Source organism: Aquibaculum arenosum (assembly GCF_029222965.1).
GTDB classification, from domain to species: Bacteria; Pseudomonadota; Alphaproteobacteria; order Kiloniellales; family DSM-21159; genus Aquibaculum; species Aquibaculum arenosum.
Window position 1 is genome coordinate 11,936 of record NZ_JARHUD010000008.1, and the last position, 22,493, is coordinate 34,428.

At 65.6% G+C, this 22,493-nt stretch carries 22 protein-coding genes; 12 read left to right on the forward strand and 10 right to left on the reverse strand.

Annotated features, from left to right (window positions below):
• Positions 1 to 3 precede the first annotated feature (3 nt).
• A complete protein-coding gene (gene serB, locus P2G67_RS12925) occupies positions 4 to 906 on the reverse strand; it encodes a phosphoserine phosphatase SerB (protein ID WP_275823645.1) in 903 nt (300 codons plus the stop codon).
• 76 nt (positions 907 to 982) lie between these two features.
• Between serB and miaA the strand changes: the two genes are divergently transcribed.
• From miaA to ilvC, 4 genes are all read left to right on the forward strand, one after another.
• The gene (gene miaA / locus P2G67_RS12930) at positions 983 to 1,954 is read left to right on the forward strand and encodes a tRNA (adenosine(37)-N6)-dimethylallyltransferase MiaA (protein WP_275823646.1); all 972 of its coding nucleotides are present in this window, start codon (positions 983 to 985) and stop codon (positions 1,952 to 1,954) included.
• Between the two features lie 107 nt (positions 1,955 to 2,061).
• A complete protein-coding gene (locus tag P2G67_RS12935; protein ID WP_275823647.1) occupies positions 2,062 to 3,840 on the forward strand; it encodes an acetolactate synthase 3 large subunit in 1,779 nt (592 codons plus the stop codon).
• A gap of 70 nt (positions 3,841 to 3,910) precedes the next feature.
• Positions 3,911 to 4,432 (forward strand): acetolactate synthase small subunit, encoded by a 522-nt coding sequence (gene ilvN, locus P2G67_RS12940; protein WP_322099706.1) that lies wholly within the window; start codon positions 3,911 to 3,913, stop codon positions 4,430 to 4,432.
• Positions 4,433 to 4,581: 149 nt separating this feature from the next.
• The gene (gene ilvC / locus P2G67_RS12945; protein WP_275823650.1) at positions 4,582 to 5,601 is read left to right on the forward strand and encodes a ketol-acid reductoisomerase; all 1,020 of its coding nucleotides are present in this window, start codon (positions 4,582 to 4,584) and stop codon (positions 5,599 to 5,601) included.
• Between the two features lie 218 nt (positions 5,602 to 5,819).
• Here ilvC and P2G67_RS12950 read toward each other — a convergent pair whose 3' ends face one another.
• From P2G67_RS12950 to P2G67_RS12975, 6 genes are all read right to left on the reverse strand, one after another.
• Positions 5,820 to 6,662 carry a universal stress protein gene (locus P2G67_RS12950; RefSeq protein WP_275823651.1) on the reverse strand — a complete coding sequence of 281 codons (843 nt, stop codon included), beginning with the start codon at positions 6,660 to 6,662 and terminating at the stop codon, positions 5,820 to 5,822.
• A 101-nt stretch (positions 6,663 to 6,763) separates the two neighbouring features.
• Positions 6,764 to 7,867 carry an ABC transporter ATP-binding protein gene (locus tag P2G67_RS12955; protein ID WP_322099707.1) on the reverse strand — a complete coding sequence of 368 codons (1,104 nt, stop codon included), beginning with the start codon at positions 7,865 to 7,867 and terminating at the stop codon, positions 6,764 to 6,766.
• On the reverse strand, positions 7,830 to 8,822 hold the full coding sequence (locus tag P2G67_RS12960; RefSeq protein ID WP_275823653.1) for an ABC transporter ATP-binding protein: 993 nt from the start codon (positions 8,820 to 8,822) through the stop codon (positions 7,830 to 7,832). The genes P2G67_RS12955 and P2G67_RS12960 overlap by 38 nt, the downstream gene beginning before the upstream one ends.
• Positions 8,823 to 8,833: 11 nt before the next feature.
• Complete coding sequence (locus P2G67_RS12965; protein ID WP_275823654.1) at positions 8,834 to 9,814, reverse strand: ABC transporter permease; 981 nt, start codon at positions 9,812 to 9,814, stop codon at positions 8,834 to 8,836.
• 12 nt (positions 9,815 to 9,826) lie between these two features.
• Positions 9,827 to 10,813 carry an ABC transporter permease gene (locus P2G67_RS12970; protein ID WP_275823655.1) on the reverse strand — a complete coding sequence of 329 codons (987 nt, stop codon included), beginning with the start codon at positions 10,811 to 10,813 and terminating at the stop codon, positions 9,827 to 9,829.
• A 90-nt stretch (positions 10,814 to 10,903) separates the two neighbouring features.
• Entirely contained in the window at positions 10,904 to 12,487 is a 1,584-nt protein-coding gene (locus P2G67_RS12975; protein ID WP_275823656.1) for an ABC transporter substrate-binding protein, read from the reverse strand.
• 183 nt (positions 12,488 to 12,670) lie between these two features.
• On the opposite strand from P2G67_RS12975, the gene P2G67_RS12980 reads away from it, so the two are divergent.
• Positions 12,671 to 13,642, forward strand: coding sequence for a diacylglycerol/lipid kinase family protein (locus P2G67_RS12980; protein ID WP_275823657.1), 972 nt, complete (start codon positions 12,671 to 12,673; stop codon positions 13,640 to 13,642).
• Here the strand turns inward: P2G67_RS12980 and P2G67_RS12985 are convergent.
• Positions 13,615 to 14,154: an SH3 domain-containing protein gene (locus tag P2G67_RS12985; protein ID WP_275823658.1), complete on the reverse strand. Its 540-nt coding sequence runs from the start codon at positions 14,152 to 14,154 to the stop codon at positions 13,615 to 13,617. The genes P2G67_RS12980 and P2G67_RS12985 overlap by 28 nt on opposite strands.
• 159 nt (positions 14,155 to 14,313) lie before the next feature.
• On the opposite strand from P2G67_RS12985, the gene P2G67_RS12990 reads away from it, so the two are divergent.
• Genes P2G67_RS12990 through P2G67_RS13000 form a run of 3 tightly spaced genes read left to right on the forward strand, consistent with a single transcriptional unit; the run spans position 14,314 to position 17,046 of the window.
• On the forward strand, positions 14,314 to 15,294 hold the full coding sequence (locus tag P2G67_RS12990; RefSeq protein WP_275823659.1) for a 2-hydroxyacid dehydrogenase: 981 nt from the start codon (positions 14,314 to 14,316) through the stop codon (positions 15,292 to 15,294).
• A gap of 42 nt (positions 15,295 to 15,336) precedes the next feature.
• Positions 15,337 to 16,056, forward strand: coding sequence for a carbonic anhydrase (locus tag P2G67_RS12995; protein WP_275823660.1), 720 nt, complete (start codon positions 15,337 to 15,339; stop codon positions 16,054 to 16,056).
• A 36-nt stretch (positions 16,057 to 16,092) separates the two neighbouring features.
• Complete coding sequence (locus P2G67_RS13000; protein WP_275823661.1) at positions 16,093 to 17,046, forward strand: threonine dehydratase; 954 nt, start codon at positions 16,093 to 16,095, stop codon at positions 17,044 to 17,046.
• Positions 17,047 to 17,109: 63 nt separating this feature from the next.
• Here the strand turns inward: P2G67_RS13000 and P2G67_RS13005 are convergent, their stop codons facing one another.
• Positions 17,110 to 18,024 (reverse strand): class I SAM-dependent methyltransferase, encoded by a 915-nt coding sequence (locus P2G67_RS13005; RefSeq protein WP_275823662.1) that lies wholly within the window; start codon positions 18,022 to 18,024, stop codon positions 17,110 to 17,112.
• Positions 18,025 to 18,484: 460 nt separating this feature from the next.
• The gene (locus tag P2G67_RS13010; protein WP_275823663.1) at positions 18,485 to 19,300 is read right to left on the reverse strand and encodes a zinc-ribbon domain-containing protein; all 816 of its coding nucleotides are present in this window, start codon (positions 19,298 to 19,300) and stop codon (positions 18,485 to 18,487) included.
• Between the two features lie 232 nt (positions 19,301 to 19,532).
• Here P2G67_RS13010 and ftsE point away from each other — a divergent pair, with 232 nt between their 5' ends.
• From ftsE to P2G67_RS13030, 4 genes are read left to right on the forward strand one after another with little or no spacing between them, the layout of a single operon-like run.
• Entirely contained in the window at positions 19,533 to 20,252 is a 720-nt protein-coding gene (gene ftsE, locus P2G67_RS13015; RefSeq protein WP_275823664.1) for a cell division ATP-binding protein FtsE, read from the forward strand.
• Positions 20,249 to 21,154, forward strand: a complete 906-nt coding sequence (locus P2G67_RS13020) for a cell division protein FtsX (RefSeq protein ID WP_275823665.1) — start codon at positions 20,249 to 20,251, stop codon at positions 21,152 to 21,154. The genes ftsE and P2G67_RS13020 overlap by 4 nt, the downstream gene beginning before the upstream one ends.
• Complete coding sequence (locus P2G67_RS13025) at positions 21,154 to 21,789, forward strand: YdcF family protein (RefSeq protein WP_275823666.1); 636 nt, start codon at positions 21,154 to 21,156, stop codon at positions 21,787 to 21,789. Before P2G67_RS13020 ends, P2G67_RS13025 begins: the two co-directional genes overlap by 1 nt.
• Positions 21,786 to 22,493, forward strand: a complete 708-nt coding sequence (locus P2G67_RS13030; protein ID WP_275823667.1) for a lysophospholipid acyltransferase family protein — start codon at positions 21,786 to 21,788, stop codon at positions 22,491 to 22,493. Before P2G67_RS13025 ends, P2G67_RS13030 begins: the two co-directional genes overlap by 4 nt.

Here is a 22,493-nt window from a genome sequence, read left to right on the forward strand (position 1 = left end):
TGCTCAGCCGGCCACGATCTCCTCGCGCCGGTAGCCCTGGAGGAAGAGCAGGCCGGTCAGGTCGGCGTGATCCAGGCGGAAGCGAGCGCGCTCACGCACCAGCGGCTTGCCGCGGTAGGCAACGCCCAGCCCCGCGGCCTCCAGCATCGCCAGGTCGTTGGCGCCGTCTCCCACGGCAGCGGCCTCGGCCAGGGTGATGTCGCCTTCGCGGCAGAGCTCCTGCAGTGTTTCGAGCTTGGCTTCGCGGCCCAAAATGGGCTGCACCACGCGCCCGCTCAGCCGCCCATTCGACACTTCAAGGCAATTGGCGCGCACCACTTCGAAACCGAGCCGCTCCGCAATGGGCTCGGCAAAGCAGGTGAAGCCGCCCGAGACCAGGGCGCAGCGCACGCCCTGGCGGCGCAGCGTGGCCACCAGGCTCGCCGCGCCAGGATTGACGCTCATGCGCGCGGCCGTGTCCGAAAGCACCCGTTCCGGCAGGTCAGCCAGCAGTGCCACGCGCGCGTTCAAAGCCTCCTCGAAACCCAACTCGCCGCGCATGGAGCGCGCGGTCACCTCGGCGATCTCAGCGCGCTTGCCCACCAGTTCGCCCAGTTCATCCAACATTTCCTGGGCGATGATGGTGGACTCCAGATCAGCCACCAGCAGCGCCTTGCGCCGTCCGGCCGCCGGCTGAATGGCAAGGTCCAGCGGCGCATCGCCCAGCACGGCGCGCAGCTGTGCCTCCAGGCCGACGTGATCGGGGGCGGGCGTGAAAGGCAGGTCGCAGGCCACCCCCTCCCAGAGCCAATCGGCTTCACCGGGTATGGCCCCGGCCATGGCCAGTGCAGCGCGCAGGCTTTCCATGTGCGCCGCGTTCAGTTCCGCCCGTTGCGGGTCGTCGATGACGGTGAGAACCTGTGTCATGGCCTTGAGCTAAAGGGCTGCCGGCGGCAGATCAAGCACCCTGCTCAGCATGGGGCAGCTAAAACAGGACGGGCGAGTGACGAACGGAACAGAAGACTTGCCTTTGGCACTGGTGATCGCCGGCCCCACGGCCAGCGGCAAGTCGGCCCTGGCGGTGCGCCTGGCCGAAGCCCGCAAAGGCACCATCATCAACGCCGACGCCCTGCAGCTCTATCGCGAGCTGTCGATTATCAGCGCGCGCCCGGACACCGCCGACCTGGAGCGGGCGCCGCACCGGCTCTACGGCACCTTGCCGGCGGCGGAGGGCTGCTCTGCCGGGCGCTGGCGCGAACTGGCCCTGGCCGAGATGGAGGCGGCCCGGAACGCTGGGCGCCTGCCGATCCTCGTGGGTGGGACGGGGCTCTATCTCAAGGCGCTGGAGGAGGGCATTGCGGCGGTTCCGCCGGTGCCCCCCGAGGTGCGGGCGCGCGGCGAAGCGCGCCTGGCGGCAGGTGAGCGCGACGCATTGCGCCGGGAACTGGCCGCCGGCGACCCGGAGATGCACGACCGCCTGCATCCCAATGACAGTCAGCGTCTGCTGCGGGCCTGGGCCGTGCTGGAAGCCACCGGCCGACCCCTGTCGGCCTGGCAGGCCAGCACCGCTGCCCCTCCCGCGCCTTGGCGCTTTGCCTGGATCGTGCTGCTGCCGCCGCGCGAGGCCTTGAATCAGGCCATCGAGCAGCGCTTCCAGTCGATGATCGATGCAGGGGCGTTGGACGAGGTGAAGGCGCTGCTGGCCTTGGACCTTCCCGCCACCTCCACCGCCATGAAAGCCGTCGGTGTGCCGGAACTCGCGGCCTATCTTGCGGGCGACTGCAGCCGCGAGGACGCCATCGCAGCAGCACAGGCTGCAACCCGACGCTATGCCAAGCGACAGACCACCTGGCTGCGCGGGCAGGTGATCGGACGGAAACGATCACTTCTCCCGCTTAAGCAGCAATTTTCTGAAAGGAATAGCGATGATACCTTTAATAAAATTCTTCAATTTCTGTTGACCCTCCCCCCCTGAGTGGCTAGGGTGCGCTTGCCGCCGGGGGCCAGAGAGTGGCCGCCCCGGCGCTTTTCCTGTGAAACGGATCGCAGTTTTGCGGCCATAGATATTGGGACCTGATGGAGATGACGCGCGAACAGAGTACGGAGACCGAGCAACTGACCGGTGCACAGATGGTGATCAAGGCCCTCGTGGAGCAGGGCGTAGAGGTCATCTTCGGCTATCCCGGCGGCGCGGTACTTCCGATTTACGACGCGCTCTTCCAGCAGAACTCCATTCGCCACATCCTCGTGCGGCACGAGCAGGCAGCGGTCCACGCCGCCGAAGGCTATGCGCGCTCCACCGGCAAGGTGGGTGTGGTGCTGGTGACTTCGGGCCCCGGGGCCACCAATGCGGTGACCGGCCTGACCGACGCGCTGATGGATTCCATCCCGGTGGTCTGCCTGACCGGCCAGGTGCCCACACACCTGATCGGCAACGACGCCTTCCAGGAGGCCGACACCACCGGGATCACGCGCCCCTGCACCAAGCACAACTATCTGGTCAAGAGCGCCGACGACCTCAGCCGCACCCTGCATGAAGCCTTCTACGTGGCCCAGGCCGGGCGTCCGGGTCCGGTCGTGGTCGACCTGCCGAAGGATACGGTGCAGAACCGCGGCAACTACACGCCGAAGGAAGCCGTCACCCATCGCAGCTACCGTCCGCGGCGTGACGCAGAGAGCAACGAGGTGCGCGAGGCCATTGTCCTGCTCCGCCAAGCCAAGCGGCCGATCTTCTATACCGGCGGCGGGGTGATCAACTCCGGCCCCAAAGCCACCGCGGCCCTGCGCGAGCTGGTGCGGGCCAGCGGCGCGCCCATTACCTCGACCCTGATGGGTCTGGGCGCTTATCCCGCTTCCGACCGGCAGTTCCTGGGCATGCTGGGCATGCACGGCACCTACGAAGCCAACCTGGCCATGTACGAGTGCGACGTGATGATCTGCGTTGGCGCGCGCTTCGACGACCGCGTGACCGGCCGGCTCGACGCCTTCTCGCCCAATTCCCGCAAGGTGCACATCGACATCGACCCCAGCTCCATCAACAAGAACGTGCTGGTGGAGCTGCCCATCGTCGGCGATTGCGGCAACGTGCTGGAGGCCATGCTGGCAGAGTGGAAGACTCAGAAGGCCACGCTCGACCAGAAGGCCCTGTCATCCTGGTGGGAGCGCATCGAGGGCTGGCGCGACCGCAAGTGCCTTGCCTTCGAGCAGAAGGGCACGGCGATCAAGCCGCAGTATGCCATTCAGCGCCTCTACGAACTGACCCGCGAGCGCGACCACTACATCACCACGGAGGTGGGTCAGCACCAGATGTGGGCGGCCCAATACTATAAGTTCGAGGACCCCAATCGCTGGATGACGTCGGGCGGCCTGGGCACCATGGGCTACGGCCTGCCGGCGGCGCTTGGCGTGCAGGTGGCCCATCCCGACGCGCTGGTCATCGACATTGCTGGCGAAGCCTCGATCCTGATGAACATTCAGGAGATGTCGACCCTGGCACAGTACGGGCTGCCGGTGAAGATCTTCATCGTCAACAATCAGTGGATGGGCATGGTGCGCCAGTGGCAGGAGCTGCTGCACGGCGGCCGCTACTCGGAAAGCTACAGCGCCAGTCTGCCGGACTTCGTGAAGCTGGCGGACTCCTTCGGCGCCGTGGGCATTGTCTGCGACAAGGCTGAGGAACTGGACGACAAGATCCGCGAGATGATCGACACGCCGCGGCCGGTGATTTTCGACTGCCGGGTGGCGCAGGAGGAAAACTGCTTCCCCATGATCCCCTCCGGTGCCGCCCACTACGAGATGCTGCTGGGCCCCGACGATCAGGCCGCCAAGCCCATATCCGAGCAGGGTATGGTTCTGGTTTGAGCTCCAAGCACGGCAAGCGGCCCCCTTTCATTCGCGGCGGCTTCGGCCGTCGCTCCACGAGATGGCATACATGATCGACAACGACAGCAAGCCGCCGATCGAACGGCGCACCATCGCGGTCCTGGTGGACAATGAGCCCGGCGTGCTCGCCCGGGTGATCGGGCTTTTCTCCGGTCGAGGCTACAACATCGAATCGCTGACCGTGACCGAGGTGGACCCGGCGGTTCACCTCAGCCGCATCACCATCGTCACCAGCGGCACGCCCCAGGTGCTCGAGCAGATCAAGGCCCAGCTCGATCGTCTGGTGCCGGTGCACCGCGTGTCCGACCTCACCCGACAGGGCCCGCATGTACCGCGCGAGCTCGCCCTGGTGAAGGTGGTGGGAAGCGGCGAAAAGCGGGTGGAAGCGCTGCGGATCGCCGACATCTTTCGCGCCCGCGCCGTGGACAGCAGCCATGAGCACTTCACCTTCGAGATCGCCGGCGACAGCGGCAAGCTCAACGCCTTCGTTGAGCTGATGCGCCCGCTCGGCATGGTGGATGTCAGCCGCACCGGCGTTGTCGCCATCGCCCGCGGGCCGAAGGGACTTTGAGCAAGATTTGGAGATGAGCGGCCCTTCATGACTGCCATGCCGCGCTGTATCGTTGCGCGGCGGGGAAACTGGGGCTAGAAGGCCCGCGCAATAACTGCATCCGCCCGCGCCAGGGCTCGCACGATCGTTTCAGGAAAGAGGACCAAACCATGCGCGTTTATTACGACCGCGATGCCGACGTGAACCTGATCAAGGGGAAGAAGGTTGTCATCGTTGGCTACGGCAGCCAGGGCCATGCCCATGCCATGAACCTGCGTGACAGCGGCGTCGCCGACGTGCGCATCGCCCTGCGGGCCGGCTCGGCCACCGCCGCCAAGGCGGAAGGCGCCGGTTTCACCGTCATGACCCCGGCCGAAGCGGCCAAGTGGGCCGACGTGGTGATGGTGCTGACTCCCGACGAGCTGCAGGCCGACCTCTACAAGGACGACCTGGGCCCGAACATGAAGGAAGGCGCGGCCATTGCCTTCGCGCACGGCCTCAACATCCACTTCAACCTGATCGAGCCGCGCAAGGACCTGGACGTCTTCATGGTTGCGCCGAAGGGCCCGGGCCACACGGTGCGCAGCGAATACGTGCGCGGCGGCGGCGTGCCCTGCCTGCTCGCAGTCGAGCAGAACGCGTCCGGCAATGCCCATGAGATCGGCCTCTCCTATGCCGCAGCCATCGGCGGCGGGCGCGCCGGCGTTATCGAGACCAGCTTCCGCGAAGAGTGCGAGACCGACCTCTTCGGCGAGCAGGTGGTGCTCTGCGGCGGCCTCTGCGAGCTGATCACCGCCGGCTATGAGACCCTGACCGAGGCCGGTTATGCCCCGGAAATGGCCTACTTCGAGTGCCTGCACGAGGTGAAGCTGATCGTCGACCTCATGTACGAGGGCGGCCTCGCCAACATGCGCTACTCCATCTCCAACACCGCGGAGTTCGGCGACTACAAGACCGGCCCGCGCATCATCACCGAAGAGACCCGCGCCGAAATGAAGCGCGTGCTGGACGACATCCAGGCCGGCCGCTTCACCCGCGACTGGGTGCAGGAGTGCAAGGCGGGCCAGCCTTCCTTCAAGGCCATGCGCCGCCGCGCTGCCGAGAACAACATCGAGGAAGTCGGCGAGAAGCTGCGCGCCATGATGCCCTGGATCTCCGAGAACAAGCTGGTGGACAAGTCCAAGAACTGAGCGAGCTCTCCACCTGCTCGATGAGAAACGCCCCGGACCACCCCCGGGGCGTTTTTTTTCTGAGATCGAATAGGGAATCAGACACAAAGGTCGCAAAGAATAGCACGAAGTGCACAAAGATTATTTCCTCAACCACCTACCAACTGGATGAGACTTCGTGAACTTCGTGAAACCCTTGGTGTCCTTCGTGTCGAAACGCCCCGTCTCAACCGTTCACGTCAGTGCGACATAAGCAGGGGGACGGTCATGTTGCGGAGCAGGGTGTGGGTGACGCCGCCCATGATCAGTTCGCGCATACGCGAGTGGCCGTAGGCGCCCAACACCATCAGGTCGGTACCCTGATCCGCCGCGCGAGAGAGCATCAGATCGGCCACTTCGACCTCGCGGCTCACCACATGCTGAGCCTCGGCCTTGACGCCGTGGCGCGCGAGCGAGAGCGCAATGTCCGCACCCGGTTCTTCGCCGTGTCCGCCGATCCCCCGCTTGGGGTTGACGCAGAGCACCCGCACCGCATCGGCGCGCTTCAGGAAGGGCAGCGCGTCACTGGCGGCGCGCGCGGCTTCACGGCTGCCGTCCCAGCCCAGGGTGATCTGCCGGCCGAAGCCCTCCGGCGCGCCGATGTAGGGCACCATGAGCACCGGACGCCCCACGCTGAGCAACGTTTCCTCGGTGAGTGACGAGGGCAAGGACTCCTCATCATCCTCATCCTGCTGCCCCAGGATCACCAGGTCCGAGTAGCGCCCGTGCAGTGCAATGACATCGGGGATCTCATCCAGGAAGGCGGCCTGGCGGCGGCTTTCCACCGTCACGCCGGCCTTGCGCGCGGCCTCCTCGAAGGACCCGATGGCCTCCTCGGCGCGCTCGCGTCGCAGGTTAAGCTGCATGGTGCGCACCTCCTCGCCGAGCTGCGCCTCGATGAAACTGGGCACACTGAGCTCCGGGCTGACATAGAGGCCTACGAGATGGGCATCGAAGCGCTGTGCCAGCTCCAGGGCCGCAGCCACACGCTTTTGGCAGGCCCTGGTGGTGTCGAGTTGCACCAGCAGATTCTTGTAACCCATTGTTGCGCTCCTTGCGGTGAGATGCCCGACGCTTTCCGCGTCGCTGTCGATGATCACTGATCCTAGCTACTGCAGTTGCAGACTGCACCCCTTGACTCAAATCAAGGCGCGGACGCGCCGCGGCCCAGCGCCTGACGCACGGCTGCTTCGGTCAGCCGCCCCTCCTCCACGGCATGACAGCGCACCTCGCCGCCATGAGGCAAGGTGATCGAAAGCGGCACCTCCGCCCGGCAACGCTCGTTGGCGAAGGGACAGCGGGGATAAAAATGACAGCCGCTGGGCGGGTTCATGGGGCTCGGCACCTCCCCACGCACCGGGATGCGCCGCCGGCCGGTCATCTCCAGGTCGGGAATGGCGTCCAGCAACATGCGGGTGTAGGGGTGCTGCGGCTTGCGGAAGAGACTGCGCGCCTCACCCCATTCCACGAGACGGCCGAGGTACATCACGCCGACGTAGTCGGAGATGTGATAGACCACGGCGAGGTCGTGGCTGATGAAGAGATAGGTGAGTCCGAGCTCACGCTGCAGATCCTTCATCAGGTTGAGGATCTGTGCCTGAACGGAAACGTCGAGCGCCGAGGTCGGTTCGTCGCAGACCAGGAACTCGGGGTTGCTGGCCAGGGCACGGGCGATGGAAATGCGCTGGCGCTGCCCGCCCGAAAACTCATGCGGGTATTTCTGTCCATCCGCTGCGGTCAGGCGCACCAGCTCCAGCAATTCGCCCACCCGCCGATCGATCGCCCGGGTCTCGCTCAAGAGGCCATGGGCGCGGATCGGCTCAGCGACGATGTCACGCACGCGCCAGCGCGGATTGAGGCTGGCAAAGGGGTCCTGGAAGATCATCTGCAGCCGGCGGCGCACGGGCGCCATGGCGGCTCGGCTGTTCAGGCCGGCCAGGTCGGTGCCATCGAAGACCAAGCGGCCAGCGGTGGGAGTGTAGAGACCGACGGCCAGGCGGGCCACGGTCGATTTGCCGCAACCCGATTCTCCCACCAGACTGAAGGTCCTGCCCCGCGGAACTGCGAAGCTGACCCCGTCGACGGCCTTCAGCAGCGTGCGCGGCTGACGCTCCAGCACCCGAGTCAGCCAGGGCGGCGAAACGTCGAAATGCTTGGCAAGGTCGACCGCCTCCACCAGCGGACTGTCAGCGGAGGGCAAGGGGCGCACCTCAACCATGGCCACCTCCACCGCTGCGCTTGTCGTCATAGAGCCAGCAGGCCACCTCGGAGTTCTCGACGGGAATCGGGTCCGGTCGCTCCTGGTCGCAGGGTTCGAAGACGCGCGGACAGCGTGGATGGAAGGGGCAGCCCGGGGGAATTTCGCTCAGGCGTGGCATGGAGCCATCGATCTGGGTCAGACGGTCAAGGTCCTGCCCGACGATGGGAATGGAGCCCATCAGGCCGTGGGTGTAGGGGTGGCGGGCGTGCTTGACCACGTCCTTCACCGGACCGATCTCCGCCAGCCGGCCGGCATACATCACTGCCACCCGGTCCGCTGTCTCGGCAATCACGCCCATGTCGTGAGTGATCAGCATCACCGCGGCACCATGCTCGCTGCACAGGCGCTTGAGCAGGGAGATGATCTGCGCCTGGATCGAAACGTCCAGCGCCGTGGTCGGCTCATCGGCGATCACCAGGCGCGGATTGGCACAAAGCGCCAGAGCGATGACGACACGCTGGCGCATCCCGCCGGAGAATTGATGCGGATACTGGTTCACCCGTCGTTCAGGGGCCGGAATGCCGACCTCGGCCAGCAACTCGACGGCCCGGGCCTTGGCACGGCCCTCGCTGAGGTCGCTGTGGGTGCGGATCGTCTCCACAAGCTGGCGCCCCACGGTGTAGAGCGGATTCAGGCTGGTGAGAGGGTCCTGGAAGATCATGCCGATCTCCTTGCCCCGGATCCGGCGCAACTCCTCGTAAGGCAGATTGTCGATGCGCCGGCCGCGCAGCAGGACCTCACCCCCGGCAATACGTCCAGGCGGCTCCAGCAGGCCGATGACCGCCGTGCCGGTCATGGACTTGCCCGCCCCGGACTCGCCCACGACACCCAATACCTCGCCCTCATGGATATCGAAGGAGAGGTCGTCCACCGCGGTCAGGACGCCGCGGCGTGTCGGGAACTCGACCCGCAGGTTGCGCACCTGCAGCAGAGGGGTTTTCACTGCACTGCTCATCAGCGCAGCTTTGGATTCAGAGCATCACGCAGCCAGTCGCCCAGCAGGTTGACGGACAGCGCGAGCAGGATGAGGGCCAGACCGGGGAAGAGCGTGATCCACCACTCCCCGGAGAAGAGATAGTCATTGCCGATGCGGATCAGCGTGCCCAGCGAGGGCGTCGTCGGTGGTACGCCTACGCCCAGGAAGGACAAGGTCGCTTCGGCAATGATCGCCAGCGCCAGGCCGATGGTGGCGATCACCAGCACCGGGCCCATGACGTTGGGCAGCACGTGACGCAGCATGATCAGCATCGGATGCACGCCGATCACGCGGGCGGCCTGAACATACTCCTTGTTTTTCTCCACCATGGTGGTGCCGCGCACCGTGCGCGCATACTGCACCCAGTCGGACAGCCCGATGGCCACGATCAGGACATAGATCACCATGTCCTCCTGGAAGCTGCGCGGCAGAGTGGCGCGGGCCACGCCGAAGATCAGCAGCGCGACCAGGATCGCCGGAAAGGAAAGCTGCACATCGGCGATGCGCATGATGAGGCTGTCGATCCAACCGCCCTTGTAGCCGGCCAAGAGGCCAAGGCTGATACCAAGCACCATGGCAAAAAGCACCGCACAGAAGCCGACGAAGAGGCTGATGCGCGCGCCATAGAGAATGGCTGAAAGCACATCGCGACCCTGATCGTCAGTGCCGAGCAGGTAGCTGTTGCCGGAAAAGGCCTCGCCCATCGGCGGCGTGAAACCGTCCATGAGATTGAGCGAGGCGGGATCGAAGGGGTTATAGGGTGCGATCCAGGGGGCAAAGAGCGCCCCCAGGAAGAACAGCAGAACGATGAGAGCCGAAATCACTGTGATCGGCGAGCGGGTGAAGGAATACCAGAGGTCGCTGTCACGCAGGCGCGCCAGGGCCGAGGGCGGGCGACCGGCTCGCTCCGCAGGGTGGCGGGCGACGGAGGTGGGGCTATTGCGTCCGGGAACAGACATGCGTCAACCTCCTCAGTGCGCCCTGGCCGAACCGGCCTCGACGCGCAGACGTGGGTCCACGGCGTAATAAAGTAGGTCGACGATCAGGTTGATCACCACGAAGAAGAGCGCGATCAGCATCAGGTAGGCCGCCATGACCGGAATGTCGACGAACTGGATGGCGATGATGAAGAGCAGTCCCACACCGGGCCACTGAAACACGGTTTCGGTGATGATCGCAAAGGCGATGATCGAGCCCAGCTGCAGGCCGGTGATGGTGATGACCGGCACCAGGGTGTTCTTGAGCGCATGCCCGAAGTTAATTGCCCGGTTGGACAGGCCGCGGGCGCGGGCAAACTTGATGTAGTCGGTGCGCAGCACCTCCAGCATCTCGGCACGCACCAGTCGCATGATGAGCGTGAGCTGGAACAGGCCCAGGGTGATCGCCGGCAGAATGAGCGCGCGCAGGCCGCTTTCGGTCAGGAAGCCGGTGCGCCAGGCGCCAACCTGGACCACGTCGCCACGCCCGAACGACGGCAGCCACTGCAGCTGCACCGCAAAGATCCAGATCAGCAGGATGCCGATGAGAAAGGTCGGCAGAGATACGCCGATCAGCGAGATGGTCATCACCAGCCGGCTGGTCCAGCCGTAGCGGTTGAGCGCGGCGTAAACGCCGGCACTGACGCCGAGAAACAGGGCGAAGAAAGCGGAGACGAAAGCCAGCTCCAAAGTGGCCGGCAGGCGTTCGGCAATCACCACGTCGACCGGACGGGCCATGCGATAGGAGATGCCGAACTCCCCTTGCGCCGCATTGGCCACGAAGCGCGCGAACTGCAACGGGAAGGGATCGTTCAGTCCCAGTTGCTCACGCAGTTCCTCGCGCTGCTCGGTCGTCGCCTCCTGCCCCACCATGTTGTGGATGGGGTCGCCGACGAAGTTGAACAGGCTGAAGGCGACCAGCCCGACCACCAGCATCACCACGATCGACTGCAGCAGGCGTCGGACCAGAAAGGCGAACATCACAGACCGCTCCGCAGGGGGGACCGGATGACAAGGATGGGGGCGGCTCGGTCCGTTTCGACCGGCACCGCCCCCTCTGTCGGCCCTTGCCTACTTGAAGGTGACCGAGGCAAAGCGCGGCGAGTTGTCGGCGCGTATCGGGATGTCGACGTTGGACCGCATGGCCCAGTTCAGCACCTCGTGGTGCAGCGGGACATAGGTGAGATCGTCGAGCGCGATCTCCCAGGCCGCGTCGAGCAGCGCATTGCGCGCATCCAGGTCGGTCTCGCCGGCCATCCCCTCCACCAGTTCATCCATGCGCTCGCTGGAGAAGCCGGTGAAGTTCCAGGACCCGCGGTTACCGTCGCGCGTATGGTAAAGGAAGTTGAAGATGTACTCGCTGTCGAAGGTCGGCACGCCCCAGCCCAGCATGTAGAAATCCAGCTCGCCATTCTGGAGCTGCTGGAAATGCAAGGAGCGGGTCTGGGCATTCAGGTTGGCGTCGATGCCCACCTGACCCAGCATGCCGACGATGGCCTGACAGATCGCCTCATCGTTATTGTACCGATCATTGGGGCAGGCGAAGTCGATCTCGAAACCTTCCTCGTAGCCGGCCTCGGCAAGCAGCTCTTTCGCCCGCTCCTGGTCATGCGGCGGCCGCTCGTCGAAGGACTCTTTGTAGCCGGTGATGTAGGTGGGGGAGATCGAGCCCGCCGGCACGGACTGTCCGCGCATCACCACGCGCTGGATCGCATCCACGTCGATGGCCAGGTTGATTGCCTCGCGCACCCGCTTGTCGGCCAAGGGGTTCTCCCCCTCCACCGAGTCGCTCTCGAGGTCATCCGCGCCCTGGTTCAGGCCCAGGAAGATGGTGCGGTTCTCCGGGGTGTTCTTGACCGCAATGTCGGAGCTCTGCTCCAGCCGCCGCAAGTCCTGCACCGGGGGATAGAGAATGAGGTCCAGTTCGCCGGACAGAAGCGCCGCCACGCGGGTCGCCGAGGAGGAGACCGGTGTCGAAACCACGCGCTCGACTTCCATGGGAAGGTTTTCGCGATCCCAATAGTCGTCGTTACGCACCAGCACGGTGCGGACGTCGGGCTCGCGGGACTCCAGCCTGAAGGCACCGGTGCCATTGGCATTGCGGACAGCGTGGTTCTCCTCGCCTTCCGCATAGTTCTGGGTCTGCTCGACCCCGTGCTCCTCGGCCCAGGCCTTGGACATGATCACGATGTTGGTCAGCTGCTGCGGCAGGATCGGATTGGGCGCCTGGGTCGTGATACGCAGCGTATGCTCGTCGACCACGCTCACCTCCTCTATGGAGGAGACGTAGTTGCGATAATCGGACGGGGGAACGCGTGCACGGTCGAGGGAGAAGGCCGCATCCTCTGCAGTAAAGGCGCTGCCATCATGAAAGCTCACGCCCTCGCGCAGCTTGAACTCCCACACCGTGGGCTCCATCGCCTCCCAGGACACCGCCAGCCCGGGACGCACGGTCATATCGTCGGCGCGGATCACCAGCGGATCGTAGATCTGCTGCGCCATGGTGATGGTCGGCCCCTCGTTTTGCGCATGGGGATCGAGAGTCAGTGCGTCGCTCTGGCTTGCGAAGCGCAGCGTCTCCGCCGAAGCATCGAATTGCATGCCGGTCAGCGCGGTGCCGACGAGCAGGCCGAACATTACTGCTTTGACTTTCATGTGCTACCTCACCTGTGCGCGAAACGGTTGAGGCCCGATTCCGCTTGGTTGAACCCAGGGATCACTGTAACGCGAGTCCCACACGTCATGGAAGAATGCGATGCTCTCCTTCGTTCGGCATCAGCCTAGAGCAGCTTTGCAGCCGACGAAAGCCCGACCCGACACGCCGCGAAAGCAGACCCGGTGACCAGCGCGCCTCCTGACCGGCCTGTCCCACCCTGTCCCACGGTTGCTGCGCAGCCGCAGCGCCTGCTCATCATCCACAACCCCATCGCCGGTCAGCGCCGACGCCGACGCTACGCCGGGTTCCTCGCAGCCCTCCGCCGGCAGGGCGTGGAAATCGAGGATCAGCCCACTACGCGGCGCGGCGATGCGGAGCGTCTGGTCGCCAGCCTGCAGCCGTCGCCCGGCACGATTGTGGCGGCGGCCGGCGGCGATGGCACCATCAATGAGGTGATCAACGGCCTCATGGCCAACCCCTCGGCCCGGGAGCTGCCGCTGGCAATCCTGCCGCTGGGCACGGCGAACGTCCTGGCGGCGGAAATCGGCCTGCGCTGCGATGCGGAGAGTGTCGGGCGCTACATTTGCGGCGGGCATGCCCGGCCCATCACCCTCGGTCGGGTGAACGGCCGCTACTTCGTGATGATGGCGGGTGTCGGCTTCGATGCCCAGGTAGTCGCCGATGTAAACCTGCCCCTCAAGCGCCGTCTGGGCAAGCTGGCCTATGTGCTGAAGACGCTGCAGCTGCTGGGGCACTATTCTTTCCCCCGCTATGACCTGCGGTGCGACGGCCGACGCATCGCGGCGGCCTCTGCTGTGGTCGCCAATGGCCGCTATTACGGCGGCCGGCTGTTGATGGCGCCGGCTGCCGATTTGACGCAGCCCGATCTCGAAGTCGTGGTTTTGACGCGCAGTGGCCGCCTGCAGGTGCTGCGCTACGGTGCGGCGCTGCTGTTCGGTCTGCTACCGAAACTGCGCGACGTTCAGACCCTGACCGCCCGAGAGATCCACATTGACGGTCCAGCTGGCGAGCCACTGCAGGCAGACGGCGACATCGTTGCCCGCTTGCCGGCCAAGATTGAAACGGTGCCGCAGGCCCTGAGACTGTGGGTGCCCGGACCCGTGAGTCACTCCAGCGACGCCTCGTCGATATAGGCACCGTAGAAACCATCGCGCGGCAACCACCCTTGCAACCCGGCGAAGTCCAGGCGGCACCAGGTCCGCTCGCATCCGCGCAGCTGGCCGATCGCGCCCACCTCCAAGCGTGCCACCGGCGGCGCATCGTCGCCCGCGTCCCGGCGCAGCAGCAGGCCTTCCCTGGTCACCCGGGCGGTGCGCGTACCCTGCAGCATCGACTGGTGAACCCAGCCCTCGGTGCCTTCCCAGTCGCGAATCCGCCGCCAGGTCTCGTACTCGTCGATCACCTCGACCGGCTGACCACTGCGGCGGTAGACCCATTCGACGGGATAGCGGAAGCCCGGTCCCGCCCGCAGATTGACCTCGCTGGCGCGCAGCGAGACGAAACGTGGCAAAGGCAGGCCGGTGCGCCCCGGTCGCACGACCTCCTGGGGTTCACTGACAGCCGGCGGATCGCCGTCAGCCGCTTGGGCGAAGAGCGGCGCGGGCAGGAGAAGTGAGAAAAGGCACAAGGACAACAGCAGGCGCATGTGGGCTAGCTAGGCGCGCCGCCGCGTTCCGGTCAAGGGTCGAGAATGGACAAAAGCCGGCGGTGACTGCTACACGCCCGGCGAAGCCTCGGTTAGGATAGCTGTCCCGGTGCCGATTGCGGCGCTCGCCGGCACAGCCAAGGAACGCGGATCCTCCCTATGAACAAACCCCTCGTTATCGTCACTCGCCGCCTGCCGGACGTCATCGAGACTCGGATGATGGAGCTCTTTAACTGCCGGCTGAATCTCGACGATACACCGATGAGCCAGGCGGAGTTGATCGATGCGGTCAAGGTAGCCGACGTGCTGGTGCCAACGGTCACCGACCGGATCGATGCCGCTGTGCTGAGCCACGCCGGGCCGCAGCTGCGCCTGATCGCCTCCTTCGGCACCGGTGTCGATCACATCGACCTGAAGACCGCGCGCCAACGCGGCATCACCGTCACCAACACGCCGGGCGTCCTGACCGAGGACACCGCGGACATGACCATGGCCCTGATCCTGGCCGTCTCCCGCCGCCTGAGCGAGGGCGAGCGGCTGGTGCGCTCCGGCAAGTGGCACGGTTGGAGCCCGACTTCGATGCTGGGCCACCGCATCTGGGGCAAGCGCCTGGGCATCATCGGCATGGGCCGGATCGGCCAGGCCGTCGCCCGGCGCGCGCGCGGTTTTGGTTTGTCGGTACACTATCACAACCGGCGGCGGGTCCATGAAGCACTCGAGACCGAGTTGGAGGCCACCTACTGGGAAAGCCTCGACCAGATGCTGGCGCGCATGGACATCATCTCGGTCAACTGTCCACACACTCCCGCGACCTATCATCTTCTCTCGGCGCGGCGCTTGAAGCTGCTGCGGCCTGACGCCAGCATCGTCAACACCAGCCGCGGTGAGGTGATCGACGAGAACGCTTTGGCCCGCATGCTGGGCGCCGGTGATCTGGCCGGTGCCGGCCTCGACGTCTTCGAGCACGAGCCTGCGGTCAATCCCAAACTGATGAAGCTGCAGAATGTTGTCTTGCTGCCGCACATGGGATCGGCCACCATCGAGGGGCGCATTGCCATGGGCGAAAAGGTCCTGATCAACATCAAGACCTTCGTCGACGGTCACGCGCCGCCGGACCGGGTTCTGGAGGCGATGTACTAACAAAAAATCAATCGCGCAAAAATTAACCGGGGGGAACGGGCGATGGGCGAAGCGATGCAGTTCAAGTTCACACGACGCGGACTGCTGGCGACGGCCGGGGCGGCCGCGCTCTTGCCCGGCCTGCCGCACGCGCTCATGGCGGCCAGTGGCGTTCCCCCCACCAGCCTGAGCGCCGATGCGGCTCTGGAACGCCTGATGGAAGGCAATTCCCGTTATGCCGCGAACCTGCACCTGCACGGTCCGGCAGCCGACCGCGAAGCACTGGCCACGGGCCAGGCGCCCTTCGCCGTGGTCCTGGCCTGCGCCGATTCCCGGGTGGCGCCGGAACTGGTCTTCGACCAGGGACCCGGCGGGCTGTTCACCATCCGCCTGGCCGGCAACTTCGTCACTGACTACGGCTTGGCCAGCATCGAGTACGCAGTCGAATACCTCCAGGTTCCCTTGGTCATGGTCATGGGCCACAGCGGCTGCGGCGCCGTCAGCGCGGCGGTGGATGCGGTTGAAAGTGACGCTCGCTTTCCCGGAGAGCTCGACAAGCTGGTGGGCCGCATCACGCCGGTGGTCCGCGATCTGAACGGGCAACAGGATGAAGGCGCGAACGGCGAAAAACTGCTCGATCAAGCCATACGCGAGAACGCGCGGCGCAACGCCCGTCTCCTAGAAAGCGAGGGCGCGATCCTGCCGCAGCGCGTGCGCGAGGGTCGGCTTCGCGTGGTCGCCGCGCTGCACGATCTCGCCGGCGGCCACGTGTATTTGGTCTGACGCGCCTGTGATCTAAACAAAAGCTGGGGAAAGAGAGTGTTCGATCTCACGGAGTTGGAAGCAGCACGCGACCTGGTCCATGCGGCCATGAGTCCCACGCCCCAGATCGCCTGGCCACTGCTGGCCGAGCGCGCTGGCTGCAAGGTCTGGGTCAAGCACGAGAATCACAGCCCCATCGGCGCCTTCAAGGTGCGTGGCGGCCTCACCTGGATGGACTGGCGCATGCGCCAGGATCCGCCGCCGGCCGGAATCGTCAGCGCCACCCGAGGCAATCATGGACAGTCGCTGGCCTTCGCCGCGCGCCGGGTCGGCGTGCCGCTGGTCATCTGTGTGCCGGAAGGCAACTCCGTGGAGAAGAACGCAGCCATGCGTGCCTTCGGTGCCGAACTCGTGGAGGCTGGTCGCGATTTCGAGGCAGCCCGCCAGAAAGCCCAGGAAATTGCCACCGAACGCGGCTTGGAGATGGTGCCTTCCTTCCACCCCCAGCTGGTTCGCGGCGTCGCCACCTATGCCCTGGAGCTGTTTCGTGGCGCCGGCGAGCTCGACGCTGTCTACTGCCCCATTGGGCTGGGCTCGGGACTCTGCGGCATCATCCGCACGCGCGATCTGCTTGGCCTGAAGACGGAGGTCATCGGCGTGGTTGCGGAAGGTGCGCCGGCCTATGCGCTGTCCTATGGCGCCGGCGAAGTGGTGCCGACCGAGTCATCGAACACCCTTGCCGATGGCATGGCGACGCGCATCCCCGACCCGGATGCCTTTGCCATGATCCGTGACGGCGTGGCGCGCATCGTGACCGTGAGCGACACCGAGATCGTCGCCGCGATGCAGGCCTACTACAGCGACACCCACAACCTGGCCGAAGGCGCCGGCGCCGCCGCCCTCGCGGCTCTGTTGCAAGAGGGGGAGCAGCAAGCCGGGCGCAAGGTTGGCGTCATCCTCTCCGGCGGCAACATCGACCGCAGCCTCTATCTGAAGCTAATGGCTGCTTAGACCGGATTGCATTGGTAAAGACGTAGAGCGGACCACGCCCTCAGGAGGCGTGGTCCGTAACACTCAGTCCTCGGCTTCAGCCACGGCCTGGTCCACCAGGCCGCGCAGGGAAACCCTCTCCTGCGCTGGGCGTGCCAGATAGCAGTGAGCATAGAGCCGACCGTCGCGCTGCTCAGCACGCGCGTCGATGTCGTTCTCCTTCAAGCGCTGCAAGGTGCGCTCACGCTCGTTGTCGTCGGCAAAGCGACGCTGGGGAATCGGATTGTCCCAGGCCTCGGTTTCCAGCCCAAAGTCAGCAAAGGCTCGGTCGAATCGGGCAAGGTCCAGGCCGCGCAGCGGGAAGGACAGGATCCAGGGCCGCGCTTTTTCCGGCGTCACCTCAAGCAGTTTGCGGAAGGTCACGTCGGTGACGTAGCCCATGCCGCCGGTCACCGTGATGATGTCGACCTCGGCCAGTTCCTGCGCCAGGCGCTGCGGCAGGTCTTCGCGCTCCAGGTTGATGGCCGCGCCACGGTCGATCAGACCCGTTTCTTCGGCATAGCGCACCGCCTTGTCAGCAACATCGAGCCCGACGATGTCACCCACCAGCTCTGCGGAGCCGTTGCGACGGTTGCGGGCGAAGAAGCGGCGATCAGCCTCTGCCAACTCTTCACTGGGCAGACCATCCAGCTTCGGATCGCTGTAGTGATCGTAAAGGTCGGCCATGGTCACGCTGTGGCGCAGTACGCTGCCATTGATGCCATAGCCGCAGCAGAGATCGAGGATGGTCAGGCGCTGCTTGCCGCGTATCTGCGACAGCGCACGCAGGCAGCCCTCGACAATGGGGCGGGCATAGTCCGCCACCCGATAATCCAACGGCCCCAGTGTGCGGTAGTAGGAGCGTGGATCATCCTGATTGTAGATGTTGTTGAAGTTCTGCTTTCCGCCAACTTTCGACGAAGACTGATCTGAATCCGAACGTGACTTGAGGGTCTGCATGTCGCCTCCCCTAGTTTGCATGCACGCAATCGGCCCGGCGTGGATTTGGTGTCCGTGGGACCACCGGCGTCACGCAGGCCTTTCCGGCTCTCCCCTCGGAGAGGCCGCCTCCGCGCTACCACGCTGTGCGGTTTCGCCACTCGACCATCATTCACGGAGAAAAAAGGACGCTGCGCTCAACCACCAATCGCGGTGCATCGGCTGTGCGCAAGAGCCCCCTGACGGTCGTGGGCCGTTACGACGGCTGGATTGCCGTATGGCGCGACGCTAGGGATTCCTGTCGAACCTGTCAACATAGCGACCGAAACTTTCCTAAATGCGACCAGCCGGTGGGCCGCAAACACGCGCATTTCCCCACGCCGCAGCGCCCCAGCGGAAGCGGCCTGTCGCCTCTGCGACTGGAATGTCGCCGGCATCAGGATAGTAGAGAGGTGAGAATGTGCTGGCTTGCCGTTTGCGGTCAGGAGCCGGCCCGGGGTGTTCCCGACTCGTCGGAATCGAGAAAATCCAGGTCGATGGTGACCGCGTCCGGGGTATCTTCCGCTTGGGTGTGGAACAACACGCTGTCGCCGGCAGCCAAGCGCGAACGCTCCGCCTCGAAGGTCCAACTGCGGACCCGGTTGCCAGAGCGATCGAGGAGATGTGCACGCAGCGGCGGCAGCGCCACGTCACGATCGCCGTCATTGGACACGGTCCCCTCGACCACCACCATGTCACGCCCCTCCAGGCTGCGCCGCAGAAGGTTGATGTTCTGCAGGGAGAGCCCATCCAGCGGAGAGGCTACCTCCACACCCAAGGCGGCGTAGAGGCCGCTGGTGCCGGGAACGCTTCTAACGATTTGCTCGCGCCCAAGCCACGCCAGCAGGGGAATGAACAATAGCAACAGCAGGAAGAAGAGCTTGCGCCGCCGCGGTCGCTTGTGCTGCTCCCGCTCGGCCTGCTCTGCAACCTGCCATTCCGTCATGCCTTGGCCTTGAGGCGGCTCAGCCCCGGCAAGGCGCACACGGGCTTCGCTGCGCGATTGGCCGCGCTCGAAGTGGGGGCCTGGATAGTGAGGTGCGGACTGCCAATCCTGCGACTCGGACACCGGTTCGGCAGGACGCGGCGAAACCGGGACCGGCAGGCGTGTCGCCAACCAAACATGACCGCAGGCGCTGCAACGCACCTTGCGCCCCTTCGAGGTAACGGCGCTCTCGCGCACCTTGAAGGCGGTGTCGCAGGCGGGACAGGTCAGGATCATCGCTTGTGTCACGGCCACCCGGTTCGCGGTTTGCATTAGTTACAATGCCATATAATCGCGCCGCTCGCAGCGACGCAAGCCGAGTGGCACCGAGCCGCCCACGCTCTCGCAAACGACACGCCTCCTGTCTTGATCATTCATCCCTTTCACGCCTCGCGGAGATCGCGCTTGCCAAGAGGGTGACACGCGCCCGCATGGCGCGCCTTTACCTCTTTTCGGCCCCGTGCCATCTTGCGGCTTTCCGTCAACCAGCTGAGGATTCCGGCCCTTGGTTCGCTTCGAGGACGTCACCCTGCGCTATGGCCAGGGGCCTGAGATCCTCACGGGCCTGTCCCTGCATCTGGAGCCGGGATCATTCCACTGCCTCGTGGGACCCAGCGGCGCCGGGAAGTCTTCGCTGCTCAAGCTGCTCTACCTGGGCCAGAAACCCAGCGCCGGGCGCATCTCCCTCTTCGGCCGCGACGTTTCGCGTCTCTCGCGCGACGGACGGGCGCGGCTGCGCCGGCAGATCGGCGTGGTGTTCCAGGAGTTCCGCCTCATCAGCCACCTTTCCGTCTTTGACAATGTGGCCCTGCCGCTGCGTCTGGCCGGTGAGCGCGAATCAAGCCTGCGCACCAAAGTGGAGGAGCTGCTGTCCTGGGTCGGCCTGGCCGATCACCTGAGGGCCGCGCCGGAAACGCTGTCCGGCGGTCAACAGCAGCGCGTGGCCATCGCCCGCGCCTTGGTCGGCCGGCCCAATCTGCTGGTCGCCGACGAGCCCACCGGCAGCGTGGACGACCGCATCGGCCAGCGGCTGATGCACCTCTTTCAGGAGCTCCACCGCAACGGCACCACCATCGTGCTCGCCACCCACAACCTGGCCATGGTGGAGCGGCTGGGCCATCCGGTGCTGCGCCTAGAGGATGGCCAGATTGCCGGTCAGCCGGGCGAAGAACGCGAAGGGCTTGGGCCGCTTTCCCCTGGATCACGGGGCCATTGGCCGGCATGAGCGACACGGAACTGACCCAGCTCAGCCGGCGCGATCTGCCGCTTGCCGGCGACGCCTCCGCCCGCTTTCTGCCTTGGCTAATCGCCTTCATGGTCTTCCTCGCTGCCCTGGCTCTCGTCGGGGCCGACGCCTTGCGGCAGACGGCGGCGCGCTGGAACGGCGGGCTTTCGGGGCAGATCACCGTACAGCTTCCGCCGCTGGTGCGTGAGGATGCCCCGACAGCGGCAAGCCGGGCCGAGCAGGCCGCGGCGCTCCTGCGTGATCTGCCGGCCGTGCGCAGCGTGGAGACGCTGGAGCGCGCAGAGGCGGCCGCGCTGCTGGAACCCTGGTTGGGCGCAGCGGCAAATGATGCCGCCCTGCCGCTGCCGACCCTCATCACCGTTCGGCACAGCGGCGATCCCGCCCCGCTCGCAGCCGAAATGCGCCAACGGCTGCAGAACGAGTTTCCCGATGCCGAGGTGGACGATCATCAGGCCTGGATCGGCGGCCTGCTCAACCTGACACGCGGCCTCGAGATCCTGGCGCTTTTTCTGCTGTTGCTGGTGGGCGCCGCGGCGGTGGTGACCGTGGTCTTCGTCACCCGAACCGGCCTGGCGGTCCACCGGCCGGTCATCGAACTCTTGCACCTGATGGGCGCACGCGACGTGCAGATCGCCGGGCGTTTCCAGACCCACGCCCTCTGGCTCGGCCTCAAGGGCGGGCTGCTCGGGCTGGCGGTGGCGGCGCTCTGCTATGGGGCACTGCAGTGGGCGGTTTCGCCCACCACTCTGGCGCTGCTGCCCGCCTTCGAAATCGGCCCCGTACTCCTAGTGCTGCTCGCCTTGCTGCCGCTGCTGGCCGCCGGCATCGCCTGGCTGACCGCGCGCGTGACCGTCTTGCGTACCCTCGGCCGGATGCCCTGATGCCGGCACGCCGTATCACACGCCTGCTCTTCGTCCTTGCCTGGCTGGTGCCCTTGCTGGTGCTGCTTGGCGTGCTGGCCGGCCTGTTTCACTTCGCCGCACAGTTGCCCCGAACCGCTCAGGCGCCCGAGCACGTCACCGACGCGATCGTGGTGCTCACCGGTGGGGCGGGACGGATCGACCGCGGCTTCGAGCTGCTCGCCGATGATCGGGCGGAACGCTTGCTGATTTCCGGGGTCTATCGTGGCGTGGAAGTAGAAGAACTGCTGGCACTGGCCCAGCGCTCGCCGGAGGAAATGCGCTGCTGCATCGAGCTCGGCTACGAGGCCGACAACACCATCGGCAATGCACAAGAAACCGCGGTGTGGGTGGCCACACACCAGATCCGCAGCCTGCGCTTGGTCACGGCAGCCTATCACATGCCCCGCGCGCGGCTCGAGTTGTCGCGCTACCTGCCGGGCGTGGAGATCCTGGAGGAGCCGGTGCTGGCGGAAACCACGCGGCTGGATCGTTGGTGGCAACACAGGCCGACAGCCACCTTGATCACCATGGAGTACCTCAAGTACCTGGCGGCGAGCTTGCGCAGGTTGCCGGAAGAATTCAGCCCTAATCTCTGGGGAGGGTCCTCCACGTGACTCCCCTGCGATCTTTGCTATTCAACCTATACTTCATGCTGCTCAGCCTGACCCTGGCGATCGTCTACCTGCCGCTGCTCGCCCTGCCGCCGCGCTACCTCTGGGCCGGCGGACGGCTGTGGGTGCGGCTGCTCTATGGCGGCCTGCGAGTCATCTGCAGCCTCGATTATCGCATCGAGGGGGGCCACCGGCTGCCGCAGGGCGCGGCCGTCATCGCCTCCAAGCATCAGTCGGCCTGGGACACGCTGATCTTCATGCTGCTGCTGCCCGCACCGGCCATGGTGCTGAAGCGCGAACTGCTGCGCATCCCGCTTTTCGGCTGGTATCTGCGCCACCTGGACATGATCGCCGTTGACCGCACGGGCGGTGCTGCGGCGCTGCAGGGGCTGCTGCGCCAGGCCAGGGAGTGCCTGGACGCCGGTCGGCAAGTGGTGATCTTTCCGGAGGGAACCCGCACCGCCCCCGGCCAGCGCCGCCGCTACCAGCCGGGGATCGCGGCACTCTATCGGGCGCTGGGCGAGCCGGTGATTCCGATCGCGCTCAACTCCGGACACTACTGGGGCCGACGCGCCTTCAACAAGCGCGCCGGCACCATTCGCTTGAAGGTGCTGCCGCCCATCCCCCCCGGCCTGAACCGGGCGGTCTTCATGCGCCAGTTGCAGGACGCGATCGATGGCGAAAGCGACGCCCTCGATCGCGATTGA